Origin of the sequence: Sedimentitalea xiamensis (genome assembly GCF_030164465.1) — a bacterium.
In the GTDB taxonomy this organism is placed as follows: Bacteria; Pseudomonadota; Alphaproteobacteria; order Rhodobacterales; family Rhodobacteraceae; genus Sedimentitalea; species Sedimentitalea xiamensis.
Window position 1 is genome coordinate 1 of the sequence record NZ_JASNJE010000037.1, and the last position, 21878, is coordinate 21878.

General features: G+C 62.1%; 22 protein-coding genes. 4 read left to right on the forward strand and 18 right to left on the reverse strand.

What is annotated here, in order from left to right; all coding sequences use genetic code 11:
• Positions 1-23: 23 nt before the first annotated feature.
• The 3 genes from QO034_RS20165 to QO034_RS20175 form a co-directional block, all read right to left on the reverse strand.
• Positions 24-1775: an alkaline phosphatase family protein gene (locus QO034_RS20165; RefSeq protein WP_284487330.1), complete on the reverse strand. Its 1752-nt coding sequence runs from the start codon at positions 1773-1775 to the stop codon at positions 24-26.
• 112 nt (positions 1776-1887) lie between these two features.
• Entirely contained in the window at positions 1888-2889 is a 1002-nt protein-coding gene (locus QO034_RS20170) for a DUF1214 domain-containing protein (RefSeq protein ID WP_284487331.1), read from the reverse strand.
• A gap of 17 nt (positions 2890-2906) precedes the next feature.
• On the reverse strand, positions 2907-3953 hold the full coding sequence (locus QO034_RS20175; RefSeq protein WP_284487332.1) for a DUF1214 domain-containing protein: 1047 nt from the start codon (positions 3951-3953) through the stop codon (positions 2907-2909).
• A 108-nt stretch (positions 3954-4061) separates the two neighbouring features.
• Here QO034_RS20175 and QO034_RS20180 point away from each other — a divergent pair, with 108 nt between their 5' ends.
• Positions 4062-5069, forward strand: a complete 1008-nt coding sequence (locus QO034_RS20180) for a helix-turn-helix domain-containing protein (protein WP_284487333.1) — start codon at positions 4062-4064, stop codon at positions 5067-5069.
• Positions 5070-5408: 339 nt separating this feature from the next.
• Here QO034_RS20180 and QO034_RS20185 read toward each other — a convergent pair whose 3' ends face one another.
• The gene (locus QO034_RS20185) at positions 5409-6854 is read right to left on the reverse strand and encodes a DUF6880 family protein (RefSeq protein ID WP_284487334.1); all 1446 of its coding nucleotides are present in this window, start codon (positions 6852-6854) and stop codon (positions 5409-5411) included.
• Positions 6855-6908: 54 nt separating this feature from the next.
• Positions 6909-7172: a DUF6429 family protein gene (locus tag QO034_RS20190; protein ID WP_284487368.1), complete on the reverse strand. Its 264-nt coding sequence runs from the start codon at positions 7170-7172 to the stop codon at positions 6909-6911.
• Between the two features lie 195 nt (positions 7173-7367).
• Here QO034_RS20190 and QO034_RS20195 point away from each other — a divergent pair, with 195 nt between their 5' ends.
• Positions 7368-7700 carry a hypothetical protein gene (locus QO034_RS20195; RefSeq protein ID WP_284487335.1) on the forward strand — a complete coding sequence of 111 codons (333 nt, stop codon included), beginning with the start codon at positions 7368-7370 and terminating at the stop codon, positions 7698-7700.
• Between the two features lie 90 nt (positions 7701-7790).
• Here the strand turns inward: QO034_RS20195 and QO034_RS20200 are convergent, their stop codons facing one another.
• The 13 genes from QO034_RS20200 to QO034_RS20260 form a co-directional block, all read right to left on the reverse strand.
• Entirely contained in the window at positions 7791-8762 is a 972-nt protein-coding gene (locus QO034_RS20200) for an ATPase, T2SS/T4P/T4SS family (RefSeq protein WP_284487369.1), read from the reverse strand.
• A gap of 100 nt (positions 8763-8862) precedes the next feature.
• Positions 8863-10272 carry a TrbI/VirB10 family protein gene (locus QO034_RS20205; RefSeq protein ID WP_284487336.1) on the reverse strand — a complete coding sequence of 470 codons (1410 nt, stop codon included), beginning with the start codon at positions 10270-10272 and terminating at the stop codon, positions 8863-8865.
• Positions 10273-10274: 2 nt separating this feature from the next.
• Positions 10275-10994, reverse strand: coding sequence for a TrbG/VirB9 family P-type conjugative transfer protein (locus tag QO034_RS20210; protein ID WP_284487337.1), 720 nt, complete (start codon positions 10992-10994; stop codon positions 10275-10277).
• 5 nt (positions 10995-10999) lie between these two features.
• A complete protein-coding gene (locus QO034_RS20215) occupies positions 11000-11656 on the reverse strand; it encodes a virB8 family protein (RefSeq protein WP_284487338.1) in 657 nt (218 codons plus the stop codon).
• A 5-nt stretch (positions 11657-11661) separates the two neighbouring features.
• Complete coding sequence (locus tag QO034_RS20220; protein WP_284487339.1) at positions 11662-12690, reverse strand: type IV secretion system protein; 1029 nt, start codon at positions 12688-12690, stop codon at positions 11662-11664.
• Positions 12691-13092, reverse strand: a complete 402-nt coding sequence (locus tag QO034_RS20225) for a hypothetical protein (protein ID WP_284487340.1) — start codon at positions 13090-13092, stop codon at positions 12691-12693. It abuts the gene before it with no gap.
• Positions 13089-13853: a type IV secretion system protein gene (locus QO034_RS20230; protein ID WP_284487341.1), complete on the reverse strand. Its 765-nt coding sequence runs from the start codon at positions 13851-13853 to the stop codon at positions 13089-13091. The genes QO034_RS20225 and QO034_RS20230 overlap by 4 nt, the downstream gene beginning before the upstream one ends.
• Positions 13850-14956 carry a lytic transglycosylase domain-containing protein gene (locus QO034_RS20235; RefSeq protein WP_284487342.1) on the reverse strand — a complete coding sequence of 369 codons (1107 nt, stop codon included), beginning with the start codon at positions 14954-14956 and terminating at the stop codon, positions 13850-13852. Before QO034_RS20235 ends, QO034_RS20230 begins: the two co-directional genes overlap by 4 nt.
• Before the next feature lie 184 nt (positions 14957-15140).
• Positions 15141-17516 (reverse strand): VirB4 family type IV secretion/conjugal transfer ATPase, encoded by a 2376-nt coding sequence (locus QO034_RS20240; RefSeq protein WP_284487343.1) that lies wholly within the window; start codon positions 17514-17516, stop codon positions 15141-15143.
• Positions 17506-17784: a type IV secretion system protein VirB3 gene (locus QO034_RS20245; protein WP_284487344.1), complete on the reverse strand. Its 279-nt coding sequence runs from the start codon at positions 17782-17784 to the stop codon at positions 17506-17508. The genes QO034_RS20240 and QO034_RS20245 overlap by 11 nt, the downstream gene beginning before the upstream one ends.
• Before the next feature lie 21 nt (positions 17785-17805).
• The gene (locus QO034_RS20250; protein ID WP_321170029.1) at positions 17806-18087 is read right to left on the reverse strand and encodes a TrbC/VirB2 family protein; all 282 of its coding nucleotides are present in this window, start codon (positions 18085-18087) and stop codon (positions 17806-17808) included.
• Between the two features lie 20 nt (positions 18088-18107).
• The gene (locus tag QO034_RS20255) at positions 18108-18707 is read right to left on the reverse strand and encodes a lytic transglycosylase domain-containing protein (RefSeq protein WP_284487346.1); all 600 of its coding nucleotides are present in this window, start codon (positions 18705-18707) and stop codon (positions 18108-18110) included.
• Entirely contained in the window at positions 18691-19023 is a 333-nt protein-coding gene (locus QO034_RS20260) for a hypothetical protein (protein WP_284487347.1), read from the reverse strand. The genes QO034_RS20255 and QO034_RS20260 overlap by 17 nt, the downstream gene beginning before the upstream one ends.
• A gap of 155 nt (positions 19024-19178) precedes the next feature.
• On the opposite strand from QO034_RS20260, the gene QO034_RS20265 reads away from it, so the two are divergent.
• A complete protein-coding gene (locus QO034_RS20265) occupies positions 19179-19751 on the forward strand; it encodes a hypothetical protein (protein WP_284487348.1) in 573 nt (190 codons plus the stop codon).
• 502 nt (positions 19752-20253) lie between these two features.
• Positions 20254-21867: an RcgA family putative transporter gene (locus QO034_RS20270; RefSeq protein ID WP_284487349.1), complete on the forward strand. Its 1614-nt coding sequence runs from the start codon at positions 20254-20256 to the stop codon at positions 21865-21867.
• Positions 21868-21878 lie beyond the last annotated feature (11 nt).

The window sequence follows — 21878 nt, forward strand, 5'->3', positions numbered from 1 at the left end:
CGTTCTTTCGCCCTGGTGCTTGGTCAGCCCGTTTTGGACATCCCCAATTGATCCGGACATTGGCGTATGGTCTTGGGATCAGGCACTAAGGATAACGACGGCCAGCGGGACGGGTGATACCCGACGACTTCCCCCAGCACCTCTCCTGCGGCGCCGTCGGGTGGGCGTGTATCTGCGACCGCGGCAAGCGTCAGCGCCAGATCGACCGTGTGCACTCGGCGCGAGACCCGTTGCGGCGCGAGGCCGAAACCGGCAAAGGCGATGGGCACATGGGTGTCATAACGCCAGGGCGAACCGTGGGTAACCGTGACCGAAAGACCGTCGAAATCGTTGATGAACCAGCCGGGACTGGTCACCAGATAGATGTCGCCCGACCGGTCGGGGTTGTAGTTGTTGGCGACCGCCCGCATCAGCGCATTGTCCGGCAGGGCACCGATGCGCAGGCGGGACGACGGCACGGCGAGGGCGATGCCTTCGAAGGCCGACAGTTCTTCGGCGATGGCGGTCTCCAGCGCGACAAGGTCGATGTCGTCGCGGCTGTGCACCTCGTCCGAGAGGGTGAGATAGGGGTGGTCATAGCCCGCAATCAGCGGACCGCTAAGGCCAAAGCGCGCGCGGATGCGGTCGGCGGCAGGCTGGGTGGCCCAGTGCTCGGGGTTGACGTAGCCGCCCATCTCTCCCAACTCGGCCAGGTATCCCGGTGCCTCAGGTGTGCCGTGATCGGCGGAGAGCGCGATCAGGGTGTTCTCAAGCCCGATCTCGGCGTCGATGAAAGCAAAGAGATCGGCCAGGGTGCGGTCGAGCCGCAGCAGGTTTTCCTCGGTCTCCAGGCTGGAGGGGCCGAAACCGTGGCCGACATAATCAGTCGCCGAGAAGCTGACCGAGAGGTAATCGGTGACGTCATCCTGGCCCAGGCCCTCGGCGGTGATCAGCGTCTTGGCAAAATCGGCGGTGATCTCATCACCGGCAGGGCTGAAGGTGAGGAGCGTGGGGAAATAGGGATCGTTCTTCCACGAGAGCGGATCGACAGTCGAATAGGGGTGCGGGAAGGTGCGCCCGAAACCGGCAAGGTCGGTTTCCCATTCCTGATCGTCGCGGTCTCCGAAGAGGTAGCTGTCGATGGGATGGATCAGCTCCCACGAGGTGCCGAGATAGTTTTGCAGAAAATCCTTGGCGTTCCAACCGGTCACCCAGTCAGGGTAGCTGTCGTAGTAATAGCTGGAGGTGACGAATTCCCCGGCGGATTTAGAGAACCAGAACGCCTTGCCGGTGTGACCCGCCATCGAGACGGCGCCGCGATCCTTGACCGAGACGCCAAAGACCTTGGCGCGGCCCTGGGTGGCGATGGTCAGTTCATCGGAGAAGGTGGTGGTCAGGATGGCGCGGGGTGAGCGGCCATCGGAGCTGGCGGCAAGCTGGGTGGGGTCGACCTCAGTATCGGGGTTCACGTCAGCGCCCTGGGTGAGGAGTGGATAGTCGGCGTCCTCGACATTGTAGATGGTGCGCCCGGTCGCGCGGTCGAACCAGAGGTTGCCGACCATGCCATGGGCCGCCGGATGCGCGCCGGTGGCCAGCGTGGTGTGGCCGACGACGGTTTCAGTATTGGCGTGGGCGTGGTGGGCGTTGCCATAGTAGACGCCCTGATCCATCAGATAGCGGAAACCGCCCGGCCCGAATTGGTCGTAGTGGCGGAACGGCAGGTCGCCGCGCAGTTGGTCGACGGTGATCTGGAGGATGAGGTGCGGCTTGTCCTCGGCTATTACACCGTTCGCCAAGGAAAACGCCAGGAAGACGGCGCAACTGGCCGTTTGGACAGGTGGCTTTATCAACATCGAAGGCTCCTTCCTCTCTGCGGTCGGCCCGCCCGGTGCGCGGGCCGTGGCGTTATCAGTTTACGGGCAGGACATCCGGGAAGGTCCAGCTGCCGTCGAGGATTTCGGCGCGCGGCTGGTAGAGCCGGACCGTGTAGTTCCAGCCCGGTGTGAGGGGGATGCAGTTGATCCGGCCGTCATCGCAGCCGCCGAAATGGATGGTGTAGGAGCCGTCCTCATTCGGGGTGGCCGAGGTGTTGTTGTAGCTGTTCCGCCCCAGATCGTTGGGCGCGAGGAAGCCGTCGGCGTCATAGACGGTGATCGACCAGAACGCGTCCACCGGCACGTCGCGCAGCGTCACTGCATGGGGGGTCTCGCCGTCATTCATGTCGACAGCGTCGACAAAGGCACTGGCCGTCGTGGCCGGCTGCCCTGCCCAGCCCGCCATCCCGATCAGATGGCCAAGCGGGTCCACCTCGTCGCGACGGCCAAAGGCGATGTTGGCATCGAGGCCGACGGCAGCGGCGAGGTCGCTGACCGCCTTCCGCGCTGCCGCAAGGGCTTCGAGGTCCCAGTCCGGTGCCTCGAAGGGGCCGCTTCCCCCGCCTTTGAGGCGTATTCCGTCCTGCACGGCATGTGCCCGGGCGGCATCGTCGGGATCGCCCGCGTCGATGAAGGTACGGAACAGGAGCATCGCGAAGCGGGTCCCGACCTCGTCCTCGGTCAGTTCATAGGCGCCGGGTTGGGCATAGGCGAAGTTGTAATGGTCCTGGCTGATCACCAGCACGGACTGGAACCGCCCGTCGCCCTCGGGCAGCGTCACCGTCACTGGCTCGGACAGGTCGATGATGGCGGCCGAATACAAGGTGTCCTGGTTGGGTCGGATGATCGGCTGCGGTTTGTCGGCGGAGGTTACTTCGCGCTCATGGGCGATCTCGCCGACACCGGTTCCGTTGTTCTTCATGGAGAGCCGGAACATCGTGTCGCTCTCGGCGCGCATGAGGTTCTGGATCGTGATGTCCTCGGCGAGGACCGGCATTGGTGCGCAGAGCGCAATGGCAAGAAGAAGATTTCGCATTTTTTCTGTCCTTTCCGTCAGTTCGCCGGCTGGACTTCGGGGAAGGTCCACGACCCGTCGAGGACCTCCGGAGCCGCCCGGTAGAGCCGCACGGTGTATTGCCACCCCTCGACGAGCGGCAGGCAATTCACGCGCCCGTCCTCGCAGCCGCCCAGGTGAACGGTCATGCTGCCGTCCTCATTGTACGCCCCGCTGACGGAATTGACGACATAGGCGCCGAGTGCGTTCGGCGCGAAATAACGGCTCGCATCATAGACGCTGACCGACCAGAAATCCTTGACCGGAACCTCTGCAGGTACCTCGATTTTGTATTCCCCAACCGGCAGGTTCGGCGCGATCCCGAGATAGAGCGCCTCATCCTCGGGCAACCCGCCCCAGCCTCCGGCCGTGCCGATGAAATGCCGCACCGGATCGACATCCTCCTTCCTGCCGAACATGCGGAAACTGTTCGGCAGGTAGGCGCCGACACCGACTGCGGCCTTCACAAGCCCCATGTAGCTCTCTTCGTCATAGGGCGGGACGATGAAGGGCTCGGAAGAGGCGGCCTCGATCGACATCTGGTCCTGGATCAAATGCACGGCGGCCAGATCCGCCGGGTCGTTCGCATCCAGCAGCACGCGCAGGTAGACGGCGACATAGGGCGTGTGGAACGTGTCCATGTCGAGCGCATAGGTGCCGCCGCCGTGGAAGACCTTGTTGAGGTAGTGATCCTGGTTGATGACCATCGCCGACATGTAGCGGTCGCCGACATCCGGAAGGGTGAATGTGGCGCCCTCGCTGGTATCGATGATCGCCGTGCTGTAGAGCGTATCCCGGTTCGCGCTGATGGTCGTCTGATTGTCGACGGGCATCATATCGCGGAAGTGGTAGAACTTGTTCACCCCTCCGGCGAGGGCAACATATTTGCCGAACTCAATGTCTGTCGCGGCACGGATAAAGTTGTCCACCGTGACCGGGATTTCCCTGCTGTCGGCAAGTTGGTCCACTGTGGTGTCGAAGTTCTGGGCGTGAGCGGGACCAGAGACGATCGCGGCCAGGAATGTCAGAACCACAAATGTGCGCATTGCCAATTGTCTACCTTTCATGAGTTGCCTCCCAAGTCTTCGTTTCCCACGCGTTTTATCATAGTGTTGCCGGTCATTTTGTGACAAAGGGACGCCATGAGACAGAAGTTGGTCAACATCATCGAACTGGCGCACGTCGTCGACATTCTCGACGGCTTCGCCCGGAAAGACGTAGTCGACAGTGCGCTCCGATCGGCTGGTCTCGACCGCAAGATGCTGTCAGAAGGAACCGGGTTTGTTTCCTACGCAGCTGAGGCCGTCATTCTGGAGTCCGTCGCCCGCGCGATAGGCGATCGCCATCTGGGTGCCAGGGTTGGCCAAGCCTTCGATTACCTGGCCTACGGAGCCTATGCGAACTACGTGCTGGGCGCACCCGATCTGAGAATTGCGCTCGATCGTGGCCGCCGCGCGTTGTCGCTGACGCATCCTGGCTCTGAAATCGTCATCCGACGGACTGACACGCACGTGGTTGTCGGACGAGACTCGAAGGGCATGTCGGTCGTCGGCCACCGGCATCTCGACGAAGGGGCGCTGTTCGTCATTTCAAAGGTGGTCAGGTATTTCCTCGGGGCGGACTGGCGGCCCGATTGGTTCGAGCTTCCCGATGTGCATAGCGATGACAAGTCAAAGCTGGCAGACCTGCTCGGCGCACCTGTGAGGACGGGAGCCCAGTCACCATATGTCGCGCTTCGGCCTGGCGACCTTGACACGCGAAACCCGCACCCCTTGCAGTCTCGGAAGACTATTACATTGGGGGACCTGGGTGCGCTCATGGGGGTTGAGCCGATTCAGTCCATCGAAGGCGCGGTTCTGCAAATCATGCGCGCTCATCTTCCGACAAGTGTGCTTTCCGAGAGCAAAGTTGCGGCCCATCTTGCGATCGGCCCCAGGTCACTTCAGAGGGCCCTTAGGGCGGAAGGGACGTCATACAGGACAATCCGTTCCATGCTCATCGAGGAACAGGCGCGTGAAATGCTTCAGAAATCTGACATTCCGGTCGAACGGATCGCCGGAATGCTGGGATACAAAGAGCCGAAAAGCTTTCGCCGTGCGTTCAGGGAGTGGACCGGCTCTTCGCCAAAGAGCTTCCGGGGAAACCGAAACGCAAACACTTGAGTCGTTGCCGCTGATCACATTCGCAAATACACATGGATTATCTAGAAACCCAAGGCTTTCCGGAATCTACCAAACAAGATAAATTTCCGAATTCTTTGGACCTCCGCTTCGTCCGCTCTGCCGACCTTTTGCCGTTCTTGAGATTGTGCGGCCGCGGCGAATGGCAGGTCCGGTGACGCCGCACCGCAGAGACTGCAAACGGGGTGAAGATCCGGAAAGGGCCGGTTTCGACGGTCTGAATCCATGCCGCGCGTGTGACATGTCGTTCCCGGACAGCGGCCGAAATGCGCAGCGTGCTGCACTGGTGCCTTCACGCGGGACGCTCGTCGTCTGCTCTCTTCAGCCAGATTTCACGCCGGACCAGAAGCCGAGTTTTCGCGGATGTTTGGCCTTCAGTTCCGCCGCGAATGCCTCGTGGTCGACAAATCGGCCATAGCTCCCGATATCCCCGTCGGCACTGGCGCATTCAGAGAAATGCCGGATCGCGTGCTTGTAGCGGGTGGATTTGGCCTTGTCCAAAGTGTAGCGGATCATGGCGCGGCGGCACAACATGGCGGCGAGCGGATGTTCATGCTGCAACGCGTCCGCCGCAGGGGTGAGGGCGGAATAGGCATCACCGTCCAGTTCATCGCCGCGCGCGGTGATCAGGTCAGCCGCCAGCCCGAGATCGGGCCAGTCCAGGAAGAACGCAAGCGCCGCCTCAAAATCCCGATGCCCAAGGGCAAGATCCTTGGCCTTCTGCTCCATCTCGATATCGTCGAAATCAGGCAGGGCTTTCAGGAGGTCGCGCAGATAACCCGGAGCAAGGACCGTGCTGAACTTCTGCCAGCGAAAGGCGTGCAATTCTTCCTTGCGGTCGAGCGCGCTGAGCGCGGCAACATAGGCTTCATCCCAATCAAGCGGGATGTAACGCCTGCCCGCCTTGTCGCGTGCGGTTTCAAGAATGGGCAAGGCTTCGGCGGCACGGTCCGCGGCGATCAGGCGTGTGGCGGCAGAGGCGGCGAAGGCCGGGTTCTCCAGCCGTTCGACATCGAACTGCGACAGATAGGCATCAACATCGCCTTCCAGATCGGCGATTTCCTGGCGCCAGCGTCGGAGTTCATCGGCTTTGCGTTGTGCCGGCCAGTCCGTGTCGAGCGCATAGCCGGCCCGCCCGACGCCGACAAAGACCGCGCGGCTTTCCATTGTGTCTTCCGGTAAGGGGGCCGCCTCATAGGCGTCAACGGCTTGTTTCAGCGCGGCAATGCCTTCGGGTTTCAGCGCTGATCCGACATGGTCCAGGAGCCCGTCCCATTCGCCATAGCCATTGTCCGACATGGCGGCGAAGATGCGGTCGGCCAGCGCCGGCTGGTTCGGTTGCACGCGCGGAGCCAGATCCGCAAACCGGGTGAGGGCATCGTTGAAGACGGCGCCGATGCTGCCATTGCTGTCATCTGCCCGCTCATGAACCGACGGTGCCAGTTCGATGAACGTCCAGAGAAGATCGAAGGCGGTATCGGGCGCGTCCGGCGCGATCCTGTCGGCGATCATGGTCAGTTGCGTATCCAGATCGCGGACGAGAGGCCGGGTCCGGTTCCACTCGATATAGCTGGTCGAACGCCGGATGGTGGCGATCCGCTTGCGCACCTCATGCGCCAGCGCGTCGGGCCCGGCGGCATGGGTCAACTCCAGCCTGAGCCGGCGCTTGATCTCGGCACTGCCCTCGCCCAGTTCAAGACACAGATCGGCCAGCCGATCGGCACCGAGGGCCGCCAGGTTCTTCTTGTTCAGAGCTTTCCTTGACATGGGATACGGATACGCTGGCGAAACAACCGGTGCAATCGGCTCGGACGCAGCGGATCAGGTCGTGCTGAAAAATTCTTTCAGTGCGGCTTTGGCGGCAGCAAGGCCTTCATCGGTCAGGACAAGCGATTTGGCGCGACCAACCGGGTCGTGAACAAAACCCTTCTCGTGCAGCCGGTCTGTGATCGTCCAGTCGATCCCTTTCCAGACCCGGCGTCCGTCATGCAGCGTCAGGCTCAGAATGGCCAACGCGGCCCGGTCCAGTTTCTCTGTATCAAGCTCCATGGCATCCCTTCCTTCGAAATGTCGGCGCACAACCATCACGCCGCCTGTCCACGTTTCCAGTCATGCGCTACATGGAGCAGGACGGCGTGACGCTCCGGCAGAGTAGCAGAAGAGCCGTACGATCCGGAAGAATCCGATGATATAGAAATAAATCCATAGTATAATATTGTTTCCATCGGTATTTTCTTGCAAGATGGCGTCAGTCCATCACAGCAAGGGGAGCCGTGGGCCGTGAATTCCGAACCCGAACCGAACGTGGTCACCGAGCAAGAGCTACGCAGCCTGGCCGAAGAGGGTCAGCCCGTTGAGGTCGTGTGCAAGGCTGTTCCGGAGCGAAGAGGACCGAGCTGGCATGGCAACTGGATCATGCGGACGGTGAGCGGGGATGGCCGGGAAAGACACCTGGTCACCGCCCGCGGGCGGACCTCTCGCGGCGGCTTCAAGTTACGTGAATTCAAGACCGCATCCGGTGTCATTTCTTTTCTGGTGGGGATCGGTTTCTCACAGGCAAAGATACCACTCAAACAGGAACAGAGGACATCGCATTACATGTCCGAGACCTGACACAGGCGGCTACGGACGTTTCGTTGCGGTCTGGACTTCAGGCTTTCCGGAATGGTTGAGGAAACGCAAAAAGCCGACTGCAGGGTCCGGCTACAGAATCATCACTTCCGACACGCCCCGTCTCCCGTCTGCCCGGCCCAATTGCACGATGACGTCGATCGATTTCCGGATGTAGGTCCGGACCTCGTCGAGGGTGAGTGGCGTGCCGGCCTGCAGAACCATGATTGCCAGGCGGTCGATGGCGAGTTCGGCGGTGTCGGCATGAATGGTCGATACCGAGCCGCCATGCCCGGTGTTGATTGCCTCGAGATAGGTGAGGGCTTCCGCACCGCGCAGTTCGCCCACAACGATCCGATCCGGTCGCATCCGGAGCGACGCCTGCAGAAGCGCACCGGCCGGGCGCGGGCTGTCCTTTCTGCGATCCGCCAGGAGGCAGACGGAATTCGGCTGGTGTGGGAAGAGCTCAAACGCGTCCTCGATCGTGATGAGGCGTTCGGCATCCGGCACATGGGACAGCAGATGCCGGGCAAAGGTGGTCTTGCCGGTCGATGTCCCGCCGCTGACCAGGATATTGAGCCGGTGTGCGACTAGTTCCTTCAGGGCGGTAGGCAGGTTCGTCCCTGCCAGTTCGGTGACCTCGGACAGTTTGGCTGCCCGCATCTCCGCCAGCGATATTGCCTTTCCCAGGAGGTATTCCGGGCGATAGCTGCGGATGTCGGCTCGGCCAAACAACCGGATCGTGATCGAGGCACCCGCCTCGACCGCGGGCGAAACCACAACCTGCACGCGCAGGGGCCGTCCTTTGAACGCGACCTTGCCGGAGACGAGCGGGTTTTTCTCGGAGACTCTGGCCTTTGCATCCCCGACAATCGTCATGCCGAGATTGACCGCATCGGTCGGATCAACGGTGAGAGCGACCGGCTCCATCGCATCCGCCCCACGACGTTCGATCCACACCCGACCGTCGGTGTTTATGGCGAGTTCGATGATTTCATCGTCCGTCAGCCACCGCTCAAACGGTGCGAGATAGCGTTCGAGATAGGAGGCGGGCAGGGTCGTCATCAGGTGTTGGTTTTCTGATGACTCGAGAATTTCTGTCTCTCGCTGACGTTCGAACGCGATTTTCGACAACTTGCTTTTTGTGTGAAACAAATCCCTTGCATCAATAGATCACCACATCTCGGTCCACGAGCACCGTTACGCCGGCGCCCTGGTCCACGTAGATCGTGGGCGCGATCGACACCTGGTCGGCAATGACCGAGCTGGTCGCATCCGCAAGGTCTTCGCCGATATTCTCCAGCACCTCGATTGTGACCTCGTCCTGCGCCTGTTCGGACGCGATGGAGGGGGCCGCCCCGATGATCGAGATGAGTGCGGCTCCCCCGAAGCGTTCAGCGAACTTTGTGTCCACGAAACCGGTGAGGCCCGAGCGGCCGAGCGGGCCGCCACCGACGGCAGCGATGTTCATCGAGGTTCCATCGGGCGTGAGAATCCGCGTCCAGAGGACCAGGATGCGTTTCTGGTTCACCTCGATGCCGGAGCGATATTGCCCGAAGAGGCGTGAACCCCTCGGGATCAGGACCCGGTCTCCGGAGAAGGCGGGAACCGGTTCGGACACCACAGCTACGACATTTCCGGGCAGATCGCTGTTGATCGCCGTCTGGAGGGCGGCCTGGATGACCGACCCTTGCACTAGGGTCCGGTCCGGGAACGCCATGCGGGAAGCTTCTTCGACCTGAAGCGGCCGTGCGGCGCGCTGAAGATAGGCCTCGTTTTCGTCGATCGGTGCGCCCGGGTTTGCCGCGCCCGTGCCGGCCGGGCCGGACGGCGCGACGGTTCCGCCGCGCCCGTCTGCGAATACGATGGCAGGGGAGCGGATCTGGGCGGTCAGGAGTTCCGCCGCTTCCCGTTCAGCCTCGCGTAGACGTTCTGCTTCCTCTTGCCGGCGCCGTTCTTCGAGCAGTTCCTGGTCCTCGATGAGGAAATTTTTCTGAAGTTCGGCTTCGAGGCTCTTCCGCTGCGCCTGTTCGGCCTCGAGCAAGCTCTGGAGGCTCGCAAGCTTCGCATCGTTTTCACGTTCGAGTGCGGTCAGGTCGCGCTCGCGTTCCGCGACTCGTTGTTCCAGTGCGCCGGTCTGAGAATTGAAAGCGGCGCGCAGATCGCGGACCGCCGCCTGGATCTCGGCATTGCGCTCGGACTGGCTGGCAGCCAGGGCCTCGCGGAGCCGGGCGATCTCATCGAGTACTTCGCGGGAGGGTTCCGGGGGCGGGACATCGGGAACTATCAGGGCGTCTTCCACGGCGATCAACGCGTCATTGACCCGCTGTGCGGCTTCATCCGGCGGAAATTCCAGCCGCCCGCCGCCCGGTTGTCCGTCCTGGAAGGGGTCGACCTCGGAAGTTTCGAGCGGGCCGGAACCGTCCTGCCCCGAGCTGGCCAGCCAGAAGGCGACAGCGGCACCGCCCAGCCCGAGCGCGAGGGCCAGGGCGCCGACCCCCATGCCATGGGCGCGGGACTTTTTCCTGCCATTGCTGAAGGTTTCGAGGCGTTTCTGAAGATCGGGATCCGCCATGATCAGTTGCTCACGTAGATCGTGGACCGGTCGCGGGCGACACACAGCGCCTCGTCCCCGATGCGGAGGGTCCAGTAGTCGTTGACCCCGAGCACCCGGACGGTGTTGCCGATCTGGGTCCAGTTGACGGTGCGTTCACGGCCCCGATCATCGGCCTTGAAGATCGTGGGTTGCCGTCCGTTCTCGGGGAAGGTGAAGTAGGTATGGCGCTCGTCGTCATAGACCGTGGCGGGACGGAAATCGCTTTCGCCCGAGACGAGATAGGCGTAGTTGCGCGGAGCCACAAACCCCTTCGGTCCACCGCCGGTCGCGCGCCGCGCGTCATCGGGATACTTGAACCGCACCTCGAAGAACATGCCGGTCCGGTTCGGGATCGATCCTTCGCGCAGATGGAAGGAATAGATCCTGCGATTGGTGATGACGGTCATGTTGGTGGAGGCACCGCTGACATGCGGCTTGATGGTCAGCACGTTGCCGAGCTCGGGGATCGGATCGACCTGGAAACTCTCCGTGTCCCCGACGATGACCGCCTCGAACCGCTCGCCGCGCCCGAAATGGATCGTCGTCGAATGGCGCAGATCGGTCTCGATCCGGAAGACCTGGTTCTCGTTGTAGATGGCATGGCGGATGCGGATATCGAGGGGACCGCCCTGGGGCGTGGTCTCGGCGAGCAGGATGGTCGGCGATGCGCAGGCGATGAGCAGGGAAGCGAGCAGTCTCATATTGGTCAGTCCTCGAGGGTTTCGGCATCGACTCGATAGGAGGTCACAACAAAGCCGAGCGGGTTGGCCCAGACGTCCTGCAGGCGCTGACGGGTTTCGGGGCGGAAGTCATAGGCGAGGGTGGCGACATAGGGCCGGGTCACCGTCCGGGTGTCGCGTTCACGGCGCAGCGTCCGGGTGAAGCGGACCTGGGCGACACCTGGTTCGATCTGGTTCACCGACCGGATCACAACGTCGATCTTCGCCGCGCGGCCGTAGACGCTGATCGGATAATCCGGGTTCGACGAGGACCAGAGATCGCGCAAGGTACGGGCGGCGTCGTCCTCGGAGCGGTCGAGGACCGCGTTGATGCGGCTCTCGCCATCGGTGAGATCGTAGGTCTCCCGGTCATCGACATAGGCCACGAGATTGGCCTGGATGATGGCGTCGCTCTCGTCGAGCGTGAGGGCCGCGACCTGGGCCACGCGATCCATCTCTCCGGTCTCCTTGTCGACGACAACCACGACGGTCTCGACGGTTTTGAGCGGAAAGAGTGTGAGTGCGCCAAGAAACCCGGCGAGACCGACGATGACGCCGGCCGCGGCGATGAACCAGGCGAAGCGCTCCCGCCGCCTCGGCCCAAAGATGAAATCCGCCTCGAACGCATCCCGATCCCGGTTCATGTCTATCAAGCCTGGTTCTGGCCAGCGCCGCGGAGCGCCTTGGTGCGGGCCAGGAGCGCGCCTGGCGTGGTCCGGATCGCCTGACCGGTCCGGACCACGCCACCGCTCGTCGCGCGCCGGAGTTCAAAAGGTGTCATGCCGGTGGCGAGCCGCCCGACGCCGCCGGCGCCGTATTCTCCGGTATTGATGACGCCGCGCCGCGCGAGCCCGGTCAGGCCGATGGCGTTAGAGGCAATGGCGACCACCCCGCTCAGGTTCGAGGCAATGGAGGGAACGGCGGCCATGATGCCGGCGCTCAGGATCAGGATCACGAGGAAGGGCAGGATGAGGCTGATGGTTTGAACGCTGCCGGGATCGGTGGACGCATCCCCGATATTTTCGGCAATCGCGACGATGATGCCGGCGGCGCCGGCGGCCGCGACGGGCATGAGCGCGTAGCCGATGGTGGCCCGGCTCCAGGACTCAAAGAGCGACTGGGTCGGTTTGAAGAGCGACGCCAGGATCATGAAGGGCGCGATCACGATCATGAGGGTGAAGACGATCTTGCCGTAGGCGATGATTCCGGCGGTAACCGCGGCAAAGACGGCAGAGAGCACGAAGAAGATCGCGCCGAGGACGGCGCCAAACACCCAACCCGCACGGTCGCCGATCGCGTCGCCATAGGCGGTGATGCGGTGCACCATCCGGTCGAGGCTCTCGTAGACACCGGCCTCGTCGCCACTATCGGTTAGATCGAGTACGGCCGCGCCGATGCTGTCGGGAACGGCCGTGGCGATGTCATAGATAACCGAGAAGTTGGCCCAGCTTTGCGCGAAGAGTGAGACGAGGATAAATTTCATCCCGAAGGCGAAGCCGCTGCCGAATGTCATGGGGCGAAGCTGCACGACGACATTGATGCCGATAAGAATTAGCAGCACCACGCCACCCGCCGAGATCACGTCGCCCACGACGCCTGCGCCATCGGCAAAGCCCGATTCCGCAACCGTGTCCACCGCATCATCGACCTGGGAGAGGATATCGCGGATGATCCCCATTCAGGGACTCTCGCAGGCAGCAGCACGCTCAGCTTCAAGCGCATCCGCTGTGATGCGCAGGTCGGAGGTGTCGAAGGGGCGGAGGGGGTCGTCGCTGGCAATGAATTTCGCGCCCTGGTTCACGACTTCGTCCCAGGTGATCTCCTGGATCACGCAAGTGCATTCTCCGGTTTCTTGCCAGTGTCGTGCCGCGAGTATGCGCAGGATGGCGCGGTAGCCGTTCCGGATATATGCGGTCTTCGCAAGCTCCCTCGGAGGCCTGGGTGCAACGCAGTCTGCTGCCTGCACGTCCGGTTGAGCCATGCTGCCAAAGCTTTGTCCGTTGTCGAGGGCCTGGGTAAACCCCGGGTTTGCAGCGGCTGTCAGCAAGAGCCCGAGGGCGATATCGATCCGTCTGATCATTCTGGTACCTCCATGGAGCGGAACTTTCGTTCAGCGGCCAGCGTTGCCGCATCGACCACGCCGAGCTGCCCGGCACTCACGCCCTGAGCTGCCTCGAGCCGCCAGATCTGCGTGAGGATGATACCAAGTTCGGCGCTGACGCGGGTGTTGAGATCGACCGCAGCCTTCAGCCCTTCCTGATCGTCGATAAGCCCGACCATGGTTTGCAGGCGATCGAGGCTCGCCCCGGCCTCCGTGTGGGCTTCCTGGGCCGCGACGGAGAGCATGGCGCTGGCCCCTGCCGCGGTGGCGATGCGCCTGTCGGCTGGTTCGTCGGAGTCAGACAAGGTCTTCAGCGTATTTGCGTCCATCCCGGACCCTTCGAGCGCGGCCTTGACCTGACGTTTCAATTCCGCACCTGGATTGAACCCGGAGAGAAAATCACCTTCTGCCAGGGCGCGCGCGGTCTCGATCGGCGTCGTCAGCTTGCCTTTGAGACGCTGGAAGTCCTTGACCGTGGCATAGAGCTTGCCAACCCCGCTGCTCTCGATCAGGGATGTGAGTTGGGCCTCCAGATTGAAGAGCTGCTTCACCTGGGTTTCGAGCTCTTCCTTCATCGTGACCAGCTGCTCGAGCTGAACATTGAGATCCCTGGCCATGTGTTCGATCTGCAGGACGAGTTGGCGCATCTGTTGCCCGTCAAATGTCGGAACCCCCTGGGTCAGGGCGGGGGATGTCGTGAGTGCGAGCGCGGCCGTGACGCCGAGCAGGAGCGGTTTCATTCGGTTACCTCCATGGTCATGAAGCCCCTCTCCTCGATCCGGTCCACCGCGAGATACTGCGCCTGCGCCGCCGCGCGGGTTTCGTTTGCCGCAATCAGCCGGAGACGGAGAGACAGGATGCGTCCAATCTCGGCCCGCGCATAGGTGTTGATCTCGATTGCGGCCTTGACGTCCGGCTGCGCGTCGATCTGCCGGATGATCGCGGCCAGGCGGTTCACGACGTGCTCGGTCGTGGCATGGGCATCCGCCGAATAGTAGAGACTGGCGTCCGAGATGTTCGAATATTCGGCGAGCGCCATGTCGACCGGAGTCAGCGTGCCGAGCGCATCGGCGCCGCCGATCACGGCAAGGTATTCCCCCATGAAGTGCGTGATGTTGCGCACGTAGCCCTGGGTTTCCGGGAAGGGCGGGACACCGCCATATTCCCGCACCCGGCCGGGTCCGGCATTGTAGGCGGCGAGCGCATGGGGGATGCTGCCGAAGGTGTCAAGCTGGGTGGTGATATAGCGCGCACCGCCGCGGAGATTGTCGATGACGTCATGGCGGTCGACCCCCAGATCGGCGGCGGTGCCGGGCATGAGTTGGGTAAGTCCATAGGCGCCAGCGGGGCTTTGGGCGGTGATGCTGAACCGGCTTTCCTGCTTGATGAGCGCCTGGAAGAGGCAGCGCCACTGGGTCGGCGAAAGCCCGGCCCGGGCCACCCCCGGAACGCCGGCATACTCGCCCGCGACCCGGACGATCATCATTTCGATGGTCTCGCGGCCCTCGCCGAAGAGGCGGCTGTCCATCGAGCTCGTGTCCCGGGGCGGATAGATCTCCGGGGCCGGGAAGCCGGCATGGGTTTCGAGCGCGTCGATGTCAAAGCCGTGCCCGGTGATCGCGGTGGTCATGTCTTCGAGAACGCGGAGCTGTTCGGCCTGAACCCGGGCAAGCTCGGTCCCCGTCGACAGCCGGTCCCGCTGTACACCCAGATCCTTGCCCAGGGACTTCAGGAGCGTGGCGAGCTGCGCAATCCCGGAATTATCCCGGGTCGGCACACCCTGCGCCACGGTGGGCGGCGCGAGACCGCAGAACGCCGCGGATATGATAAGCCAGCGTTGCATCACTCCCGCATCACCGGTTCGAACCGGCATTCCAAAGCAAGATCAGGTGGGGTCGGTGAGATGCCAAGTGGCGAGGCCGGACTGCGCGAGACCACCGTCTGGCCGCCCTTCCCGAAACAGGGCGAAGTCCTTTCGGTGTAACGTGCACAGCTGGCGAGCCCGAGGGCGATGAGGATCATGGTTGTCAGGCGCATGCGTGTCTCCAGAACTTCGGGTTGGTTCGCCAATCGGCCCCGACCAGTGCCTCGCCGGTCCGCCCGCCACCCAGGATCGGGAGCAGGGGGCCAAGGGCGGAAAGATCGAGATCGACGAAGAGGCTATCGTCGGCGGAACGCACGAGCGCGATTCTCTGACCGACGGTGGGTTGGGTGAGGAGCGCAGCCTCCTTTTCGGAGACCCGCAGGAATGCGTAATCCTCTGGCGTGGCCCGGTCGTTGGGGAACAGGATTTGGGTGGGAACGGTTTCGACGATGGTCTTGCCGACGCGGGTGTCGCGCAGCTGGCTCGGATATTGCGTCATCATGATCACGACACAGTTCATCTTGCGGAGCGTCACCAGCCAGTTTTCCAGCCGCGCCCCGAAATAGGGATCGTCGAGAAGTTTCCAGGCTTCATCGAGCACGATGAGGGTAGGGCGGCGGTCTTCCACCACCCGTTCGATCTGGCGGAAAATGTAGGAGAGCACCGCCATGCGCTCCGTGGCCATGTCGAGGATTTCGGTCATGTCGAAGCCGACGATGTCGCCCTCAAGCGCGAGCGCCGGTCCGGCGGTCGGGGCAGCGAAGACCCAACCGTAGCGACCGCCCGGCGCCCATTCCGCAACCCGCGCCTGGAGTTCTCCGCCATCGTCGAGCGACCGGAACAGGGTCTCGAAACTCTCGAAAGTTTGCAGCGACGTTCCGGCGTCTGCGTTCTGGCGCACCGCCGCCTGGACATGGCGGGACTGCTCGCCTGTGAACGCCCTCTTGGTGGCGAGAAGCGTTCCGAGCCAGTCCGAGAGCCAGGCGCGGCCGCGTTCATCTATCTCCGTTGCAAGCGGGTTGAGTCCAGTCGGCACACCTGCCCGTACCTCGTGGTAGATGCCGCCGAGGGCCCGCACCGCCATCTCGAGGCCTCGGTCCTTGTCGAAGAAAAAGAGCCGCGTTCCGACGCGTTGCGATTGGGCTGCGAGGAACGCGGTCGTCAGCGTCTTGCCGGTCCCGGTGCGTCCGAGCACGAGGCTGTGCCCGACGGTCGGCTCCTTGGCCGCATCGCCGGCCTCGTGGAAGTTGAATAGGTAGCCCAAGGTCCCGACACTCGGCAGCACCGTGATCGGAGCGCCCCAGGGGCTGTCTGCGCCGCCGCGCCCTTCCACCGATCCATGCAGGGCCGCGAAGTCGGCGAAGTTCACGGACGAGATCGGCGTGCGCCGCGCCCGGTAGCCGAAATTCCCGGGGTGCTGCGCGAAATACGTGGCCTTGAGCGCCATCCTCTCGCGCACGATCACGGCCATGATCTCCTGGCCTGCCCGCTTGATCTGCGCCGCGGCCGTTTCCAGCAGCGCGCGGCTTTGGGCGTAGACCGCGAGGGAGAGGTGATGATTGCCGAAGGCGATCCGGCCGGCCTCCTGGTCGTCGGCGGCGATGGCCAGTTGTTCGCGCAGGGAGACGGCCGCATCGTCGGAGGCCTGCATCTGCCGGATGATCCGCTGGATACGTTCCGCCATGATGTTGGTCGGGATCGGCGTGAAGGAATTGGTGAGCACGATATCGAGTGGCAGGTCGAGCCCGTCGAGCAGCGTGACATCGGTGAGCGCGGGGTAGGACTTGATGCTGAAGAGCGCGCCAAAGCGGCGCGCGCACGTCACGGCGTCGGTGACGACGATGGTGTCGCCCTCGAAGGTCGCCCGCGTGTCGGAGAGTGCATGCGCGAGGGGCAGAGCGCTCCGACCTATGGAAATGGGGACGAATCGGCCCGAGCTGAGCGTGTTCAAAGCCCCGAGCCATGCACCGCCATCGATATCCAGGCGGGTCGGCCGGGCGGCGGCGAGCGCGACTTCGAAGAACCCTGTGACCTCGTTCAGTTCCCGGAGCCGTGCGGCGCGATCCTTCACCCAGGCCCGGGTGGCGAAGCGGCGCAGGACCGGAAGCCGCGCCGAAAGATCCGGGCGCCGCAGGATCGTCAGATAGAGTTGCGGCTTCTTCGGCCACAAGTCGTCAATGTGATGTTGCCAGCGGCGGTCGATCTCGGCGGCGAACCCGTCCCCCTCGACGGGGCGCAGGCGCAAATCCTGCGGCACCGAGATCCGGTGGACATAGAAGCCGAAGAGATCGCCGGTCTGTGCGACGATCGCGGCCACGGCGCGGCGCAGGGCGTCGAGGTCGCCGTCTGGCGTCGTCATCGGATTGAGACCGTCGAGCCGCAGCGTCGCCATCAGGTCACCCTCGCGGGTGATCAGGACGTTCTTCGCGGCCACCGCGAAATAGGGCAGGTGTTCGGCGAGATGGCTTTCACGCGAAAAGTCACGGCCATCGGCGGCGAGAAGGGCCGGGGCAATGTGCCGGGTTCCGTCAGGCGCCATAGCTGTCGCCCCCGTGAAGCGCGCGGTTCTTCGTCGCGCGGACCGAGCCGTGGGACACCCGCAGCACCTCGAAGAAATGCGGCTCCTTGTCGGCCACGAACCAGAGCACCGGGTAGGCGATGATTCCAACCAGGAAAAAGACAGGTGACTTGGTCCAGATGAAGGGCAGAACGATCCCCATGGCGAGAACCACCAGGTATCCGACGGGGAGACCGAGGTACTTCGGTGGGCGCGCAAGCCCGAGAAAGAGCGGAGATCGTTCTGTCACGACAGTAACCCTTACTGCATCCTACGTGAAGCCATCGACGATCGTGCCGGCGGAGAAGATCAGCACGATGCCGATGATGACCGAGGCGAACCATCCCCAGTTCAGACGCCCCATCATGCACATGAACCCGGTGCCGATGACCGCGAGGGTGGCAACCGCTATGCCGATCGGTCCCGTGAGCGCGGCCTCGACCGTCTCCAGCATTTTCTGGATCGGCTTCAAATCCTGCGCGAGTGCCGGGCTGGATAGAACCGTATAGATTGTGGCGGCGAGTAGCAGCTGTCCTGACCTGACTCTGTTCATCATGGGAGGCTCCAAGTATGTTAGGGGAGGTCGATGACGACCGGTGTGCGTGCCTTGCCGCTGGTGGACAGGCGGATGACGGGTTGCTCGACGGGTTTCCCGGAAAGTCGGCTTCGGATGTGATGGATGCGCCTGAGGTAACCGCGCGTCTCGGCGAAGGGCGGAACGCCATCATATTCGCGGACCCGATCCGGGCCGGCGTTATAGGCGGCGAGCGCCAGGTCGATGTCCCCGAAGGTTGACAGCTGCGCGAGCAGGTAGCGTGCGGCGCCTTCGAGGTTCTCGGCGGGATTTCTGCGGTCCACGCCCAGGGCACGTGCCGTTGCCGGCATGAGTTGCCCAAGGCCGAACGCGCCCTTTGGGCTCAGCGCGACCGGGTCGTAGGCGCTTTCTGCCTCTATCAGCGCCCGGAACAGGATATGCCAGTCCGATGGCGACAATCCGTTTGTGGCGAGCACCTGGTTCCTGGCGTGACGATCCGACGTGTCCCGGATGGCTGTCAGGATGTCGCCTTCATTGCGGAGCGACAGGCGCACTGATGTGTCCCTTGCCGTACTCTGCTTGTCTTCGTGAAACGTCCAGTTCGAGGTTCGGACATTGCCGTCAGCTCCGATCACCATCAGGTCCGCTATCGCACCCCGGGGCGTTGCGGATATCGAGATCGAGAGACACAGGACGGCCGTCACCAAAGGCCGTGTGGTGATTGACGAGTCCGGGCCAGAGCGCGAACTGGCGCACTTTCGGTCCATGTTTCTGGACCTTTGAGGCCACCAGCAGGAGCTCTTCGTCCCCCGCGGTGTAGATGCACTGGAAGAGCGGCTTGCCGTCACCCGTGCCCCCGACGAGTTCGTACCGACAGGTAAAATCGACGCCCCTGGCGATCAGATCCTTCACTCCATCGAGCGTGATCAGGCTGAGATGTCTCGCTATCGGCATGGCCCCTCCCTATGAGGAACCTTCTTGCATTAATCAATTGACACGAGAAGAGCATTTAAAGTCAAGATATATAAAACGTAGGAATCAGATAATAAGCTGAAAGCCGCCGAAACTTCCTGTGCGCGCGCTTTCCCGATCCGGACAGGAGGTTTCCGATGCGATTGTTTTTCAAGGGTGCCATGCTCGCCGCGTCACTCTCGTTTCTGCCAGCCAGGCCGGCCAGTGCCTACGACATGGATTGCGCGATCATGCTCTGCATGGCAGGCGGCTTTCCACCCGGCGCGGTCTGCACGGCGGCTTATGCCGAGATGATCCGGCGCATCACCCCCTGGCCGTCGCAACCGCCTTTCGGCATCTGCAGTTTCGCGGCTATGCCGGTCGCAGCGGGCGGGCCCGGTGGGGCGATGGATCTCGACATCTCCGGCCCGGAATACGACTGGCTGAGACGGAGCCGTGTGCTCTGGTTTGACGGGCAATCCCATGAGACACGGGAAGAACCTCGCCAATGGAACTGGAACATCCGATCCTGTGATCATGAGAACAGCACCTGCCATGACCTGGCCCGCGTCCACGGTTCGCACGCGCCATGGCCAGCGAGTTTCCAGAGCGAGAACGATCAGACGCTTGACTATCCCGGCGGCGGCATAAGTTTCTTTCGACGGGCCGTCATGGTCGAATATGGCGACTACAAGGGGACTATGGGCCACTCGCAGTGGATTCACTACTAGCGGGACGTCAACGTCTTTGATTGCAACATGCTTTGGCGTTTGCGGGATATGTCGACTGTGTCGATGGATCGGGATTCGATGTCGTCCGGGGCGAACCTCTCCGGATCGACGAGCCACATCCGCCAGATCTGGCCATTGTTCCATCGGAAGTCGCGCCAGACGATTTCCTCCATTGTGCCGGCTCGAGCTATTCCCTCGGCTATAGGTTGTGCTTTCAGACGAAGTGGTGTCATGTGAAAATCACCTGCTGTCAATGTATCAGCCACCGGACGAGTTCTCGGGTATCCCGATCCAGATTGCGCGCCACGGCCCATGCCTCGAGCCGATCTTCGGTCAGGTCAGTCGATTTGCGTTTCAAAGCTCTGCTCCCACATGAATGCGGCGAAGAAGTTGCGTTTGTTTTCGTGCCCAACACCCCTTCAGGTTGTATTCAGGAGTGAATGAAAAGCACGAATCAATGTGAAACGAGACGAACAGAAACGAAACGAAAGCATTCAAGCAGTTGATCCAGAACGGAAAATTTTTTGTCCCGCCTCCGGCAGGCGAGAATGACGTCAAGACGCTGTTCCAGAAAATGGCGTCCGCGGGCGCCGGCCGACCTGCGGACAGGGACGGCCTGCCCGTGGGTCAATGGACTCCCGAGCTTCTGGCGGATGAAATTTCCAGAATCGACGGGAACCGGGAGGGGATCGAGCTGAGGACGGTACAGCTCTGGTTCCAGGACAACGACAGGGGCATCAGCAGCGACAACATCCGATGGCTGGCCCGGATCTTCGGCTGCGGCGATCCTGAGGCGTCCGGCGCATGGCAGGTGGAACTCAGCGCGGCGAACAGGCGACTTGCCGCGAAGCGGAAATTGATGAAGTCGGGCAGACAGTCCCAATCACCCTCAGCTGAATCGGTGCACGCGGTCGAGTCGGGAAACGCCCGCGTGTGTGCGTCGGTCGTCGACGACAACAGGAACTGGCGAGGCTTCGACCTGGCGCAGAGGACGGAAGCGCTCTTTGGCAGTCAAAGCTCAATGGCTCTGCCGCTCGTGGTATTCACCGGAGCTTGTGCCCTCGCGCTGATCTCATTCACACTGAATGTCCACAGCGTTGTGTATACCCCTGAGAGTGGCCCGCCCAAGCAGGTCGGATTCTTGTGGGCCCCGAATTGGACAATCACGTTCCTGGCTGTCCTGCCTCTGTACCTGGCTCTGGTGATTGACTTTCTGCGCAGCTGGAAGGAGGAGTGGCGGCCCATGCTTGCGGATCTCGGCGATCCAACCTTTCCGGTGGCTGGCTGGGAACTGAGACTTGCAGCGGCTTCCTATTCCTTCTGGGCGATGTTTTTCATAACCGTGATTGTTGCCTCCGGCTACAACTGGACGGCGACACATCTGGTCCCGTTGCTGAAAGGCGATCCGGGCAACTGGCCGGTGGATTGGGGTCGAATAGCCATCCTGCGTTCCGACTTCATTTCGGTCTCGAGCGCGGTTTTATTTACCGGTCTCGTGTTTCTTTACAACGGCATGACGGCCTACCTCTTTTTTTCAGGCCTCATTTTTCTTCACCTGATGAAACACGACTACTTGGATCTGGTGAAGGGTCTCGAGGGCAGATCCAGAAAGGAAGGCAATCCAGATATCGAAGGCATCAGCCTCAAGTTGATGAATGGGATCTTTCGCTGTACTTCCTTGGGAGTCGTGATCACGCTCCTGATGAAGCTTCAATCCGGCTTTCTGCAATCTAACAGCACCAACATGGTGGAATGGTTGATTGCCGATTTTCGATCTCTGTTTGGCAACCCCGGTTCCGTTGCGAAAGACAGTTCGTCATTCGGAACCGCACCGGGGTTCTACTACAGCTTCTTTTGCCTCCTGGCGATCGTGGGCACGTTCATGAATGCGTCGATCAGATTTCGATGGATATTGGCGCGCCTTAATATGCACCAGTCACGCGGCCGGATTCTCACGCCGTCGGTTCTTATGAACGCAGCTATGGCTCTGTTGGTCATCAGCTACTTTCTGATCGGAGTCGTGCAAGGATTTACAATTTTCCTACTGTTTTCGCTGGCCCTGACAGGTTATTTGCACTTCAAACCTGCCTCCACCTGGAATCAGGGATTTCGATAATGGTGTGCAAA